Genomic DNA, 14913 nt, shown 5'->3' with positions numbered 1-14913 from the left:
CACATCGGTCGAGAGGGCGTCCATCGCGAGCTGCTTGGCCTCCTCCATCGACAGCCCCGTGACGGCCGTAGTCGCCTCGGCGTCGAAGATGACGTTGACAGCCTGGGAACCGTCATCCAAGATGGCCTTGATGCGCAAATCGAACTCGCCGTCGACCTGGCCGTGTTCGGCACACCGGCCGTTCTGGAGTACCCGCGTGCAGTCCTCGTGTGGACAACGCTTGATCAGGCCCGATCCATCCTGGATGTCGACGATGGTACCCGACGCCTCGACCGTCCCATCAGAGGCGTTGATCGATTCGTCTGAGGGGTCGACGCTCGTCGCCGAGTTGAGCCCGACCGAGTAGCGCCCCTCGTACTCGTCACTCACGACGTTCTGGAAGGTGTACGTCTGTCCCTCCTCGAGTTCAGGGAGCTCGGCGGACGCCCACTTGACGAACTTGATGACGCCGCTCTCGTCCCCGATGAGTCCCACCTGGGCGATGGACTCGCTCCGGGGTTCCCAGAGCTCGACGACCTCGGCGATGAGGTCACACCACATACCATCTTCGTCGATGGTCTCGATCATCACCCGGTCGAACGAGTGGCCGGGCTGCGGGGCGAACCCTGCGAGGTCGGCCACAGGACCGGGAAGATCGTCGCGGTCGAGTTCGGCGTCCTCCAGGTAGCTTCGAACGACGACGCGTTCGGCCTCTGCCATCGGCACCTGGTAGGTCAGCAGGCTCTGGAGTTTCTGATCGACCTGCTCGGGTGAGATCCCCTGCAGCGTCGGAATCTCTGATGCCTCGAACGTCTCGACGATAGTTACCGCGCGGTCCTCCATCTCGGAGTTGTTAGTTGTGCTCATTGGGAACACTCTCTACCGGGACTGGCGAAGGACGACTCGACTACTCGACCACCTCGTGGTCATCTCCTCCAGCCCCCGCACCCCCTTTGGGGGTGTGAAATTACCCGCGTCGAGGCCTGGAAACCGACCGGTCGACGCGCTCACTCGGAACACCTCTCCCGTCGAAGCCGTGTCTCTCCGCTTCCCGCACCCCCTTGGGGAGGTGAAACCCGCTCGGAGTCAGTTAGGGACTAGCCGGAGCGTCGGATTGACTCACAGCCGATGGAAACACAATATCGGCTGACCGAGGAAATGAAGCTGACCAGCCCTGTTCAAGATCGGGGTCGCAACGACGTCATCCGAACAGGCGTCGGAGGAACTGCGACCTCCAGCCTCCACGATCGTCCTCGGTTACATCCCCGCCACTCCTGGGGGTCTCCTCCCGAGAGGAGCGTGGCACCGATCCATCGTCGTCTCTCTCGGATTCGGGCGGTGCCGGCTCTGAGAGGTGACGGATGGAATCGTCCTCGAAACCCGCCCCGTTGGTGCGAATGGGATCGGTACGATCGATCCGAGATTCCCGCTGAAACGCCTGCCCAAAGCGGTTTGGAGGGTCTGCGAGATCACGTTCGGGGGCCGGCGGAGGCTGGCCCGGAGGATCCACATCCCCGACGTTCATGGAGAACTCGTCGAACATCCCATGACGCCCGGCATCCTCGCCTCCACGAAAGAATCGGTCGTAGCTGGACGGTCCCGAGCTGATCGGGGGATCGATGCCGAGTGCCTCACGATACCACCGGAGCCGGGCCTCCAGATCGGCGATGTACGTAGCCTGCTCGGCCAGCCGCTCGTGCTGCTGCTTGACCTTCAGCGCTAACCGACGAGCATCCTCGGTCGCGCTCATGTCGGTACCAGGTCGGCGAGGTCGCGACGTCGCCCGACTACCTCCCATCTCGGTCATCGAGGTATGCTCGCTGGATCGAGGCTCTCTGCTGGCACCGGGTTCCGAATAGCGGTCGGAGGACGTCGACTGAGATGACCGAGCGTCGGCGTTATCATCTCCCCAGAGTCGATCGGCAGCATTTCCCGATGACCCCTCCGATGCGGGCGGCTCGTAATGGTCAGTGACCTCGATGAGGGTTCGAGCGAGGCAGACGCCACCGTAGGTGGCTCCGTTGCCGTAATGCCGCCGATCCCACTTCGGACGCATGAGACTGGACTCACGGAACAGGCGTTCCATCTGCTCGGGGTCCTTCCCGGTCCAGAACGCCAAGTAAAACAACAACGCCATATCGGCCTCTGATTGTGAGGGGTAGCGGCTGTCTGTTCCCTCGAACAGCGAGGGATCGCCGTTGAACAGTGCCTCGATGTTCTCGCCGCTTTTCGAGGCGAATGCCCGGTTCAACACCTCTTGGTCATCGAGCGGAACGCCCGGACCCGCGAGGTCATCGAACGTCTGCGGGATGGGAATCGGAATCTTGGTCGGCGGAGTGTTGTGGAGGGCAGCCTCGACCGCCGGATCCTCGATCGTCGGATGGTTCCGGCCGAATTTCCGGCGCAGTCCCGACCGCTCGGTGATGACGGGAGAGTTATCGGGATCACGCTCACTTGAGGAATCCGCATCGGGTGCTGTCGAGGTGTCCGTCGCCTGCTCGTCGAGCTGCGCCTGGCTATCGTCGTCGGACTCCGTCTGGACGTAATCCAGATGCACACCGATGATGGCGTCTTGACGCCGATGGATATCGAGCGGTGTTCCGTCGACGTGCTCCCCAGTAACGGTGAAGAACCGCCCATCGTCGTACATCTCGATCTCACCGCGTCGGTTCCGACCATCAGGAAGCTGACCAGTTACCAGGACGTGAACACCGGTTCCAGATGGAGAGACTTCCGTGTACGAGTCAAGTCGCTCAATGACATCCAGGGCCCAGTCGTCGAGGTTGCCAGTCTCCGAATCCCGACAGGAATCGAGATCGACTCCAACGATCTCGGTCTCGGTCGAGAACACGAAACCGACTCCGTCTGTCTTGGTTCTCCCTTCACGGTGATAGGTAAGAGCGGTGTCGAAATCGCGCCAGTGAGATGGCTCGTCCGACCGGGCGTTCGGACTCCCGCTCGTGTCGTAGGGCTTCGTCGGGATCTTGGTTGGCTTCCCATCACGCTCTTCCTCACGCCAGCAGATCCACTGCTGGATATCGCGAATCGTATCAGGGATGTTACTATCGGAGATGGTGTTCAGCGTCATGGGAAGATTCCGGGGCTGAGGTGGGTCCGCGACCGCACAGTTTCGGGGCGGTACAAACGATCTGGAGGAGGGACCACGCACCTCGAATGGGAATGGAGAGTTGCAGGTACCCAAACCGTTCGACGGGACCGGGATAAGGCGGATCGATGATGCCCGCCTACTCCCACACCTATTCCAGTCTTTGGCGAAGGCCCTGCAACTCGGTACCAGAATCGAGTAGGGAGTCTATCGGGGACTCTACGGGCGCCTGAAGACCTGCAACTCATGATTCTTCGGAATCTGCCTCATGCTCCTTCACGAACTCCACGACGTTGTTGGCTCCCAAGATGCGCCATTCGTCGGTCGACCCGAACGCCTCTTCGGTGATCTTCTCGTAGTTCTTGACATCTTTCCAGGGGGCATTCTGAATCCGTCCCGCTGTCTCGAGAGCGCGGACGAGTTCGTGTGCAACGTCGTAGTTTTGCACCACCCAGAATTTCTTCACGCCGTCGATCGTGCAGAAGTCATCGAAGTGCTTCACCACCCGAGCAGGCTTGACACTGGTCAGAACTTCTCCAATCACTGTGAGGTCGTGGTTCCCTTCCTCGTTCGTCGAGAAACCGGCCACGTCGAAGACGATACCGCCGCCCATCGGTTCGTAATATTTCTCGACAGATAACCCCTCACTGTATTCGAGATAGCGGGCGAAGTACTCGGAGAACACCTTGTGGATTGTCTTCTCGTTCAGGTCACCGTAGTTCCGACCGGTGTAGAGTTTCCGATTGACGGCATCCTGACCCTTCTCGGTGATCCAGTAGTACTTCTTCCCAGCCCAGTGGTGTTCGAGGTAGCCAGCCTCGACGAGTTTGTCCTCGTCGATATTGCTCCCGGAGAGGTTCCGGATCTTGGTCATCGACTCGGTCAGATCGTACCCCTCGAGTTCACCATTGAGGGCTTTGACCACATTCCGGAGGAACCGGACCTCGTCGTCGGAAAGGTCCTCGGGAATAGGCTCGTCGTCGATCTCCGACGGCGGATCGTTAGAGAAACCATCGCCATTCGCATCGGAACTCGAATCGTCCGTCCCGTCACCAAGGGATCCATCCTCTTCGTCTTGTCCGTTGGAAGGACGCGTCGGATTGACTGGCCCTGCATCACCGGTTCCTAGTGTCGTTCCGTACTCGTTGGTCCAGACGCCTGTGTTCGAGTCATCGGTATCGCGGCGCTGGTGCTCCCTCTCGGATGAAGCATGGCTACCGCTATCCTGTCTGTCTCTGTCGACCATTTCCTCGAACGAGGAGGCCTCGCTATCCACAGGATCATCTCGCTCTCGATGGCGAGGCCCCGAATCCTGTCCCGAGGAGACACCGCCTCCATCACCGTGATCGGGGTCAACCTCGTCGCGACGGTCTCCGTGAACGCCCGAGTCGTTCTGCGTCGTCGACGACTCCCGGCTGGACGCATCCGCTGCTTCGCTATTCATCACCCCAGCTCCGAATCGGGCCGCACGTTGCGCAGCGCTGGGGGGGCTGTTGATTCCTGGAACCAGACAGTAGCGGCGCCGCGTGAACGACCGCTGTTGCTGGTCGACATGGAGATAGGAGAGCCCGGTGTCGGTGCTCCGGGTGGAGTTGTCGACGGGGGCGTCACTCTCGCTGTGTCCCGGTGGGATACCGAGTGGTTGGAGTGTCACGAGCTCCGGCGTATCGGTCATGAACCCCGTATCAGGGAGCTGAGCGAGCCACTCGCCTCGGGGAAGCGACGCGATCCGATCAGCGAGGTCATCGGCATCCAGTTCCTCGTGAAACAGTGTAACGGCGAGTTCGTCGTCGAGAGCGAGCTTGCCGATGAGTTTGGTGTTGATGTTCCGGAGGATCTCCTTGTAGGCCCGCGTATCGAGGGCGTCGCGCTTCACCTGCTCCGGGAAGTGGACGATGAGCTCGAACGCGAGCGCGAACTCGCGGGCATCAGGGATCATCTCGTCACGGAGAAGGCTGGCCTGCATGATCGGCGCCGCCTCGTCGATGATGAGATTGATCGCATAGCCGTCATCGGGTGACGGAACCGATCGCTCCCATCGCTTCCGGAGGCGGACCCACGACCAGATGTAGTCGAGCATCAGGACTGTGAAGAGATTGCTACTCGCCGGGCGGAATTCCCCGGTGTCGATGAGAACGACACGCTTCGAGTCGAGGATCTCGTTCAGATTGAACAGCATCTGGTCCTCGGTATACGCTTCCGACTCGGCGTCCCACTCGGGGACGAAGTTCATCATCCGCCAGATGAAGTCCCGCTCTTTGAGCTTCGTAATACGATTCATCACCGCGTCGATCGACGTCTGGAACCGGTACTCTTCGGCGTTGAAGTGGCGAATGAGGGTCGCCTCAAGTTCCGGGTCACTGACTTCTGGAATTTCATGATCGACCTGCATTCGGTAGGCAGCCCCGAGCAGGTCACTGATGGCGTAAGCATCCGAGCCATGGACGGGATCGAAGAGCGCAACGATGAGATTGGCCAGGATCTCGTTCGCGACGAAGGCGTTCTCGTTGGCCTCTCGACCGATGACGTACGAGATGAGCTCACCATAACGGTCGACCTTCTCCTGGACAGCGGCCTCACGAGACATCCCGGCAGCGATCTGGGGTCGGATGTCGAAGAACGGGAACGCCGGGAGCTCTCCGTTTCGGCCGGGAATCGAGAGGTGTACGACGTCGTCGAGATTGCCGAACCGCTTGAAATGGGATCGCTTGTACTCGTCGAACATCGCCCCACCCTTCTTGTCGAAGACGAACACGGGACCGTCAAGCTCCTCGTAGGCACCGAGAACGTCGTTGATGATGGCGGTCGACTTCCCGCTCCCGGTACTCGCGGCCCGGAGGACGTGATGGATGAGTTGATCGGCAGTGAGCCGTATATCGATATTCGAACGCTCTCGGGGAGCCGTAACGGCACTCCCGATACACATTCCGGTATCGAATTTGGCGAGCAAATTCTCATCTGTCGCGGTGAGCGGTGACCGGACGTCGGGCGTTCCGCCAGAGGCGCCACGGCTAGCTTTGGGGAGTGTCGCGGTATTCGGGACGGTCACGAAGTTCGCGAGCTCGTCGGGGCTGGCAACCAGAATGGGCGTTGTCTCCTGGAGACGAGTTCTCAATCCAGGGTGGGTGAGCGAGGCGTCACAGAGACGGGTGAACTCGCGTTGATGGACGCCCAGCGCTTTGCCCTCGATACCGTAGTAGGGTCCCGACAGAGAATTGAACGCCCCGGCAACGCTTCCGACAACATCGGGCGGGCCCGCAGCCCGGAGGCTGAGGTCGAACGTAACCGTGGGCTGTTTGATGTCGATCTGCCCCATCCGTGGGAGCTGCGTCGAGTTCCCCGGCTCACCGTTCTTGATCGTCCCCCCGATCTGCTCGGGTGTATCCGCCCGGTGGATCTCCCGACGCTCATCATCGCTCGTTCCGAGAAGTTCGCGCCACAGCTCCTGCATGAACGCGCTCTTCATCCCAGAGACGCCCATCTTGAGGTTTCGTTTGTGGGCCTCGGCCTCTTTCGTCCAGTCGCGACGCGGACTGAATATCGCCTGGAATACGAAGGGTTCGTCCGTTCCCGTCGCCTGCTCCAAGAGCACGCTCAGTGGTGATCGATACCCGTCCTCCGCGGTGAGATCGACCTCGGAAAACCGCGAGAGAAGCGTCATCCAATCATTGTTCTTTGCCTCAGTTCCGACCCATCGAACCATCGAGGGCATCTCCATATCTGACTCGTCATCGGAGGCCTCTGGATGGTCGGCCGACTCGGATTCCTCCGTTCCGTCAGGATCTCCCTCATGGAGTTCTTCGAGTGCGTATTCTATCCGCCGGAATCCCTGGAGCCCCTCGAGTTCCTCAATCCCTTCCAGTTCGGCCAGTGCCCGGAGGCCAGCTAGGCGCTCGTTCTGGCGGGTGAATGCGTCACGGGGGGAGAACGAAGCAACCTCGAAGGTAAACGTATCAGGATACATCGCGGAGATGTTGTTGGCGAGGTTTTTGAACGCCCGGACGTCGTACGGGTGGACCCCGAGGTAGAAATCGAACCGCTGCGTCTCTCGCGGTTTGTGAATCAAGAACTCGAAGGTCGTCTTCGGAGAGACGAACGGGAGGCGTTCGGCCAGCCCGAAGGGCATCTCTCGGCCACCACCCGCCCGGTGAAATCCGTAGAGCCCCTTGACGATCTGTTTCGGAACTACCTGTTCGCGAGCGGGTGTGATCTTGATGTAGGGATGGGAGGTGTCCTCGGGGACATCATCAGTTGAGTGTGCGCCCCCACCTCCATCATCCATTGGATCGAACGCAAGATCATCACTGTTAGATCCCGAGTCCTCCGGACCACCACGATGCGCGTCGACGGGGTCGCCGGCAGAGGGTTCAGTTCGTCGGGGATCGTCACTGGGATTCGGGAATGAACTCCTCGTCTGATCCGGTACCGGATCAACAGCTGAATCGGTCTGGACGGGGTGCTCCTGGTCGTCTGTCTCCTGCGACAGAAGATGCCGAGACACCGCCTCCCGAATGGCATCATCGCTGACGGTCGGAAAGTCCGTCGTACGATCGGTCGAGGTGTCGACGTCGCGACGTCGCCGACTCGATCCAGGGCTACTCATGGCCAGCCTCGCGGGAAGGAACGACTATCCGGGGATAGCCGTATTCGGCAACAACAGACGAGGGACGGCTATACGCGGCTGCTCTGTGGACGTCGATTGTGTGACACATGAAGAATGTCGTATCGTTCGCGAGTGAGCGTCGCGAATCGCTAGTTAGTCAGGCTCCGGCCGGTCGGTGACCGGACTCCTGTTGCGGTTCAGGGAGTACCCTCACGGCGTGGCGATCCATTCAAGCAGGGCAACGAAGGCCCCCAGCCCGAAGTAGAACACCGTCATCGCGGCGCCACCGATCAGGAGTTTCATGCCCGTCTCGGAGCGCTGGCTGTTCTTCCGGGCAGTGAACCAGACGATCGCGCCGAACACGAGGGTCGCCAGACCCACGTACTGTAGCGTGTCGTAGATGACCTGGTACAGGTCGGTGAGGATCGTCATGTAGTCGGCCGTTCCGCCGCCACCACCGCCGGTAGGGGCAGTCTGTGCAGCGACCGGGCCCGTGAAGAGCATCACCGCGACGAGGACGGTGATGAGCAGGGTCGTGAAACCGGGGCGGTTCGTCAGTTGGCGGAAATGCGCTTTGTACCTCATCGCACGGCCAGCCGTTGGGGAGGTCTTGATTTATTTATTTCAACTATGCGGCTTCCGCATGATTGCGGCAGCCGCAGTGTTGCGGAAGAATTCCGATAATCCTACGCATTAGGTGGGGCAATCCAGAGAAACAGTTATGTGCTATTGCCTCACACGGGAGAACGACTCGTAGTTCCTGCCCCCGACACGTAGCCCCAACGAAGTGAACAACAGATGGGCTCCGATCCGAAATCGGCCAGTGCGGTGAATCGTACAGGTGGTCTCGATGACTAGCATGCACTCGGTTCCAGTGCACCCTGAAACTATCAAGCGTTTAGAAGCCTACAAACGGGCTGATCTACTCAACCAGATGACGTACGACCAGGCAGTCAACGCACTTCTGGATGAGTTCGGGTTCCCAACGCATGCGGAGCTCGACGACTACTACCGTCGACTCCTCGGCGATCCCGACGACGAGAACTCGGATTGAGCGCTGCCTCAGCACTCGCACTTTTTTTCGTCCACTACCAGAAGAGTCCCGATTGAAACTCAGACGGAGCGTAGCCAAATTGATTCAGAAGATGCAATAGATGAGATACCCTCTTACATTCCTCAAGAAATGACTATATTGATATCCTGAAAATTATTGATTAGCTTGCATATACATTTCATTTCATGGATTGGAAGAAAATCGGCTCCGGGGGGTTGCGATACGGTCTAATATATGCCGGTGTTACAGTACTAGTTGTCGGATTCATAACTAGGAGTGAATTTGCGGTGGGAGCGCTATTTATTGTCGGGTTAGTACTCCTGCTGTTCGTCTTCGGTGTTGGTGACGTCCGTACGGGGGAACTGTTGGCCACAGGCGAATCTTATAATGTGAATAGCCAACTCGCAGATGCTCATATTGATCAACACCAATTCGTAAGCTTAGATCAGAAACTTCTCTTCTACGGCCTTGGCCTCGCGACATTTGGATTTGGAGCGATGGTAATCCTTGGAGGATGAGATTTTAGCGTAATTAAAGAATATTGTCCGATATCAGATGCGATTGGACTTTCGAGACGTATCTGTCTGGAATATCCTGATGGATGCCGAGTACCGTCGGCATCCTGATCTAAAGAACGATCGTGAAGACCGAAAACAGCTGCCCGCCCACCGAAACAGCGATCATCGCGAGTCCCAGGGTCACTCCTCGATACCCCCGTTGCCACATCCGCGAGCGATGGGTAGCCATCGCCCAGAATGTAGCCCCCATCGAGAACGCCGCGAGACCGAGGTAGTGAAGAACACCCGAGAGAGCCTGTGCAAACGGGGCGATCCCGGTCAATCCAACGGCAGCATACGGCCAGCCGATCGGGAGGAACGATGGTCCCATGATCCACAAAATCAGATCATAGAGAGCTGCCAAACCGAAAATCGCGAGCAGTGCGACAGCCCCTCCGACGAACATTCCTCGAAATCGGAAGGCTCGCCCCATGTTGGAGCCGGCAGTAAACCAGCCAATCGCACCAATGACGAGTGCTATCAGGGCGAAGTACTTCGCGGTAGCCTCCGCGATGATGAAGAATTTGAAGGCCGGTTCGATGAGTTGGCTCGGAGTTGGCATCTGAGATTGGGGGCTTGGTCAGAATCTATGCACGGTACCCCGGAAGCAGGGATAAAAAAGACTCAGAAGTTGCGGCTGCCGCAACCCCGCAAGTCGTCTCGAACATCTATCGACGACGCAGGTTAGTCGCCTTCCCATTCAGTGAATGTGGGCAAAACAGGGGGTAGTGCCCCGAATTCGCAGGTCAAGATTTACAACATCCCTAGCGAATCTACTGTTGTTGTCACCTCATCTGGCTCAGGGAAAGAACGCCAATCGGTCAGTAGTCACGAAAGTGGTGCCAAGGATACGAGGCAGTGAGAGGATGGGTGTCCAACCGAGGCTCAGATAATGTTCAAACGCGGCCACCAAGGCGCAGCACTCCTGTTGACGGCTCCACTGACGGCACTATTCGGGGTGATCGGGCTGTTCATGACCATCGCAGCGTTCCTCACGTGCCGAACACCTGACCTCGATCTTCCCGAATATCGACTCGGTGTCCTTTCCCACCGGGGCTGGACGCACACGATCTGGTTCGCAGTGATCGTAGCCGCTGCCGCCTTCATCATGGGAGCCGGACTCGCATTCCCGATCGTTGGCATAGAAGGGTGGGTGGTCGGCGCCGTCGTAGCCCTTGCTGCCTATCTCGGCGTTCTCTCGCATCTCTTTGCTGATGCCCTCACGAAGGGGCGAGGGAAGCACGCGATTCGACCGCTCTACCCGCTCTCGGCCAGCCCGATGCGACTCGATCTGATCAGTTCGGGGTCACGGATATGGAATACAGCGTTCTTCGTGCTTGGACTCCTGACCCAGATTGCGGCGTTGATATACTGGTCCAGCCCCTCGATATTCTGAAGACTTGGCCGTCATGATCGGCGGCGAGTCTGCTCTCGGAAGCGAACCCACCAGAGTGCGAACGCGCCGAGCGTAATCCACTCGATGATGAGCACGGTGTTCGAGATCCCCATATCGATATAGCCGAAGAGATCAGTGACCCCACCGATCACGCCGAATCCAGTGACGACCCCCTCGGTATCCCCAAGATAGTACGTCGAACGAGGGTCCTTCCAGTCATCGCCCTCGAATGTAGCCATGATGTTCGTCCCAGCGGGGGTAGCGGTTGCCATCCCGGAGCTGTTGGTAGTGACTGTATCCGTCGCCGCCCCCCGGAGCGAGATGGTCCGACCGGAGAGCGGCAGCCCCGTATCAGGGTCGGTCAATCGCATGACGAGAGTGCTCGTTCCGTTCGTATCCTCCACCCAGAGTTCCAGTTTCGACTCCTCGTAGGGGATGATCTCAATGGTAGTCTGGTCAACGGGCATATCGAACGGCGTTCGGGCTTCGATGCTCACCGATTCACCCATCGCACCGTCGTTGCTGAGGATGACGCCGGCGTATTCCTGATAGAGAGAGGTCGTGCCCGCGTTGTCGGGAGCGAGGACTGTCGACGGAAGCGAGGTACCGGGAACAGTCTCGTCGACGATCTCGAGATCTTCACGCCACCATGACGGGGCGGTTGCTCGCTCGTCGAGTCGAACCGTGACGTTCGCTACGGCGACTCGGTTCCGGAGAAGTCGCGGGTACTGATCATCGAACGAATGCCCCGCCGCAACCGTTGCTGTCCCGCTATCAGTTCGCTCCTCGACCGCGTCGTTCTGTGAAACGGAATAGAAATGCCATGGAGAAGCGATTCGAGCCGTCTTATTCCCGATCGTGACCGTAATGTCCTGCCAGGGCATCTCCGTAAGCTCCTGGTCGCCACTCCACTCGATGACAAGGACATCGTCCCCGGGCCTGTCATAGAGCGTGGCTTCGATCTCGAGGCCCGGGGAGTCCACTTCGATCACGTGGACAGGGACCGAGTAGCGGACAGTCGTGCTTCTGGTAAGTGTTGTTTGCCGATCCCATTCTGAACACCGTGCACTGGAGACACCGTACTCTCGTTCCAGCTCGACCTCAACAGTCAACTCTGCTGAGAGAGTGTAATCCCCGGGAGCGAGTTCGTGAATGGTGGCGTTGATGTCGTCGTATGTACTCCAGACGCCTCCAGGACCACCGAGAGGGTACATTTGCTGTGTGGACGATCCATTCTCGATAGAGACATCGACCGTAGTATTTGAATCAAGGATTCGGTAATTCGCCCAGCGAGTGAGAGAGTAGGTATTATTCCCAATCGTACAGGACCCAGACTCAGTGTGATCGGACGGGGACTGAACCCGGTAATCCCACGGAACGTATGCGCTCGTCTGGTGACTCTGCGTGACGTACTGCCCTTCGTACCAGACGCCGGGCGGCATATCACTCACGCCGATATACGCGTCTCTGACTAGGTCAAACGAACCACTCCGCCAGTAGAGTCCGGCGCTGGCCCCATCATCGGACGGATACAATTCTGACCCCTCTTCCATCGGGACGACTGCAGTACCCCGCGCCACCGTCTCCGAGGAAGCTAATTCGGAATACTGGAGTAGTGATCGAAGAGCATCTACCTTTCGCGTGATAATCCACTCTCCTGCGGGGACGTGAACAAGAGCTGTCGACGGGTTTGCGACGTAATATCCGTCTGTCGATGAATCCGGTAGGACCTCGGCATTGTAGACAGGATTCCAGTACCCGTTGGTGTTCAGGACCTCGACACGGAAGTTCCCGTCAGTGCTGGTTGCAGTCCCATACGAAACGTTCTGGAGTGGGTAGATCCGGGTTTTCAGGTACATCCCGCTCGAAACGTAGCTGTCGAGCGGCTCCCACGTGTCCTGATACGGGATGGTACCAGCCTGATCTTGAAGCGACGTGAAATACACATCAGTACCATACGCCGTCTGCAGGGTCTCTGTGGGGCGGAGGTTCCGGGCATCCAATTTGAAGGGGTACGTTCCCACGGTCTCGTTGACGATCGTAACAGTGCCGTCAGCCTGATACTCGGGGACCTGAATCGTCGTGGTGTTATAGAACGGATCGGCATCCTCGCTAGCCAAGATTCGGAACGTGTCGTTGTAGGTTCGGTCAACTCCGGGAACAGGCTCAGGGACCACAGGGGAACTCGCGGACTGAGCGACCACGCCTGCATTGAAAACGATGCTCACGACCACGAGGACGATTACGATAGTCGAGAGCCACGTTCGGTTGAAACAGCTGGCTTTCGAGAAGCGGAACGAGGCAAGTGCCGGTCGGATCTGCCACTCGGATTCTCGAAGTCTCTGATAGAGGGTGGAACCGATTCGAAGCGAGCATCGCGTACCCTCACTACGGCGTGAGGACATACTTCAGGAGGTCAACGAAAGTTCCGAAGGCAAACCCTGCGACGGTGAGCGCAATTCCGGATACAGCAACGCGGCGGCCCCACATCCGAGTCCGGTATCCGTAGCTGGATAACCAGGCCATCAATCCGAGCACGAACACACAGAGTCCGGTGTACTTGGTTACGGTGCCTACCCAGGGGGGAAAGTCGACCGCGTTCGCGAGTGCAGTACTCACATCGAGGGGAACGAAGGAGGCAGGAAGCACGGCCGAGCCGACAACAGGGACCGCCCATTCGGCCGGGAACACGAGCGGTCCGGTCGGTGGGGGAAGCACGAATCTCACAGCGGACACCGCCTTGACCAGGGGTGCTGCGATCGAGACCAACCACTCCGGTGGAAGTACGAACGGACCAGCGATAGGAGGCACGTCTGAGCCGAATATCCCCAGAAGATGCTGAATCGATTGAGCAGGACCGTACGCCTCGGCCAATACTCCGAGAAAAGACCCCTCGATACCGGCGAGGAACACTATCGGAGAGACGAGGGGTGCGATTGCGAACTGGACGAAAATATCGGCGGGTGTGAGGTACGTCATGGGTGGATCCCTAGCGAGTGAACGTCGACAGAGCCGCCACGACCAGATCGACGACCAGTAGACGTCTGGAGCGCGATTCGGGAAGGATTCGCAAATACTCTCCAGAGTTGCGGCTTCCGCATAATCACGGCTGCCGCAACCTTGCGGAAGCCGCAGTCTTGAAATAAAGAAGTGCCGCGGTCCCGCAGAGTGATCCGATGAACCGCCGGACGATCACCGTAGACGAGTGCCTTTGTCTCGTGCTCGCAGGAGAAAATCTGCACTTGTGGGACGGCATTTCAGCCACCTCGTGGCGGATTGCCGTCTCTCGAGGGAGCGCCAGCTGAGCACTCGATTCACCATCACCATGAGATATGCCTGAAGCCGAAGTTCGCTTTGCCAGCCGAGAGGAGTACGAATTCCTACGTGAAGTACGCGACCGTCACGGCGTTATGTGGCGGGGGATGCTCCTGCAGGGAGCTCGTCAAGTAGAAGGGTATGATCTTCGGAAAGCGCTGCTCCAGTTAGATCCGGTCTTCCACGAGCCGAAACTGGACTCCAGACCACTCCCGTCGAAAGAACCACACCGGAGCGATGGCGGGGATCGTAGCCATCCCCCTCGAACTGGGGGCTTCTCGTAGGAACGGACAGGAAGGTATCGAACACAAACACACGAGAAGGGGCCGAGAACCGCCCGATTCAGGCGAGCCAGAGACGGGGGGTGACAGATCTCAACAGTACGGGACGACGGAGCTGACCGTCGACGTGAGTGGCTTAACCCCAACGCTTCGTCGCGAGCCTCGAACAGAGCAACAGCGCTCCTCTCGAGGACACCGTGTTTCCCGTGAAACAAGCGCCAACGACGGACAGCACGATCGCGATCACTCCTCACCCAGACAAGCAAGCGAGATCGATCCGGCCTCGGAGGATATCCCGACAGTCGATGGGAGTCCGGGGCGGCTGTCCGCAGCCGAGGAAGCGCAATCATCCCCCGGGGGAGCTGGTGAACCAGCATACGAGTTCGATGCGCCCGATGCACACGCTCGCGAGGGGGAGGATCACTGAGACCATGAAATCGACACGAGTCAATTTCCCTAGTGAGGCGCAGTACGCTCAACTCGACGCGATCCGTGACAAGTACGGGCTCACCTGGCGAGGGCTGTTGATCCGAGGAGCTGAACGACTCGAATCGACGAGCCCCTTCCCCGAGGAGTATGACCGGACGGAGACCGAGGCCCGGGAGAGTGAGGAGTGATCGCG

At 58.8% G+C, this 14913-nt stretch carries 10 protein-coding genes; 3 read left to right on the top strand and 7 right to left on the bottom strand.

The features are described 5' to 3' along the window. The 4 genes from FZP69_RS21795 to FZP69_RS21780 form a co-directional block, all read right to left on the bottom strand. The coding region (locus FZP69_RS21795) for a replication factor A (protein ID WP_152043532.1) at positions 1-846 on the bottom strand (846 nt) is incomplete at its 3' end. A gap of 334 nt (positions 847-1180) precedes the next feature. Further along, positions 1181-3067, bottom strand: coding sequence for a phage NrS-1 polymerase family protein (locus tag FZP69_RS21790; protein ID WP_152043531.1), 1887 nt, complete (start codon positions 3065-3067; stop codon positions 1181-1183). A 262-nt stretch (positions 3068-3329) separates the two neighbouring features. Beyond that, positions 3330-7367, bottom strand: coding sequence for a hypothetical protein (locus FZP69_RS21785; protein ID WP_152043530.1), 4038 nt, complete (start codon positions 7365-7367; stop codon positions 3330-3332). 531 nt (positions 7368-7898) lie between these two features. Continuing rightward, positions 7899-8273: a hypothetical protein gene (locus FZP69_RS21780; protein ID WP_152043529.1), complete on the bottom strand. Its 375-nt coding sequence runs from the start codon at positions 8271-8273 to the stop codon at positions 7899-7901. A 654-nt stretch (positions 8274-8927) separates the two neighbouring features. Between FZP69_RS21780 and FZP69_RS21775 the strand changes: the two genes are divergently transcribed. Beyond that, complete coding sequence (locus FZP69_RS21775) at positions 8928-9260, top strand: hypothetical protein (RefSeq protein WP_152043528.1); 333 nt, start codon at positions 8928-8930, stop codon at positions 9258-9260. A 109-nt stretch (positions 9261-9369) separates the two neighbouring features. On the opposite strand, the gene FZP69_RS21770 is transcribed toward FZP69_RS21775, so the two are convergent. Continuing rightward, positions 9370-9861 carry a hypothetical protein gene (locus FZP69_RS21770; protein ID WP_152043527.1) on the bottom strand — a complete coding sequence of 164 codons (492 nt, stop codon included), beginning with the start codon at positions 9859-9861 and terminating at the stop codon, positions 9370-9372. Between the two features lie 330 nt (positions 9862-10191). Here FZP69_RS21770 and FZP69_RS21765 point away from each other — a divergent pair, with 330 nt between their 5' ends. Further along, positions 10192-10695, top strand: a complete 504-nt coding sequence (locus FZP69_RS21765) for a metal-dependent hydrolase (RefSeq protein ID WP_152043526.1) — start codon at positions 10192-10194, stop codon at positions 10693-10695. A gap of 11 nt (positions 10696-10706) precedes the next feature. On the opposite strand, the gene FZP69_RS21760 is transcribed toward FZP69_RS21765, so the two are convergent. Both FZP69_RS21760 and FZP69_RS21755 read right to left on the bottom strand, forming a co-directional pair. Further along, complete coding sequence (locus FZP69_RS21760; RefSeq protein WP_152043525.1) at positions 10707-12923, bottom strand: hypothetical protein; 2217 nt, start codon at positions 12921-12923, stop codon at positions 10707-10709. A 160-nt stretch (positions 12924-13083) separates the two neighbouring features. Beyond that, the gene (locus FZP69_RS21755; RefSeq protein WP_152043524.1) at positions 13084-13674 is read right to left on the bottom strand and encodes a hypothetical protein; all 591 of its coding nucleotides are present in this window, start codon (positions 13672-13674) and stop codon (positions 13084-13086) included. A 1048-nt stretch (positions 13675-14722) separates the two neighbouring features. On the opposite strand from FZP69_RS21755, the gene FZP69_RS21745 reads away from it, so the two are divergent. Further along, entirely contained in the window at positions 14723-14908 is a 186-nt protein-coding gene (locus FZP69_RS21745; RefSeq protein WP_152043522.1) for a hypothetical protein, read from the top strand. Positions 14909-14913: the final 5 nt, after the last annotated feature.

This window comes from Salinigranum salinum (assembly GCF_009176545.1).
In the GTDB taxonomy this organism is placed as follows: Archaea; Halobacteriota; Halobacteria; order Halobacteriales; family Haloferacaceae; genus Salinigranum; species Salinigranum salinum.
The sequence above is the reverse complement of the archived record's forward strand: the minus strand, read 5'-3'. Positions and strand labels throughout refer to the sequence as shown.

What these genes read in the sequence shown, in the direction of transcription:
- FZP69_RS21785 (WP_152043530.1), bottom strand. Translation starts at nt 7,367, where the DNA reads ATGGATGATGGAGGTGGGGGCGCACACTCAACTGATGATGTCCCCGAG.
- FZP69_RS21770 (WP_152043527.1), bottom strand. Translation starts at nt 9,861, where the DNA reads ATGCCAACTCCGAGCCAACTCATCGAACCGGCCTTCAAATTCTTCATC.
- FZP69_RS21790 (WP_152043531.1), bottom strand. Translation starts at nt 3,067, where the DNA reads ATGACGCTGAACACCATCTCCGATAGTAACATCCCTGATACGATTCGC.
- FZP69_RS21745 (WP_152043522.1), top strand. Translation starts at nt 14,723, where the DNA reads ATGAAATCGACACGAGTCAATTTCCCTAGTGAGGCGCAGTACGCTCAA.
- FZP69_RS21765 (WP_152043526.1), top strand. Translation starts at nt 10,192, where the DNA reads ATGTTCAAACGCGGCCACCAAGGCGCAGCACTCCTGTTGACGGCTCCA.
- FZP69_RS21775 (WP_152043528.1), top strand. Translation starts at nt 8,928, where the DNA reads ATGGATTGGAAGAAAATCGGCTCCGGGGGGTTGCGATACGGTCTAATA.
- FZP69_RS21755 (WP_152043524.1), bottom strand. Translation starts at nt 13,674, where the DNA reads ATGACGTACCTCACACCCGCCGATATTTTCGTCCAGTTCGCAATCGCA.
- FZP69_RS21780 (WP_152043529.1), bottom strand. Translation starts at nt 8,273, where the DNA reads ATGAGGTACAAAGCGCATTTCCGCCAACTGACGAACCGCCCCGGTTTC.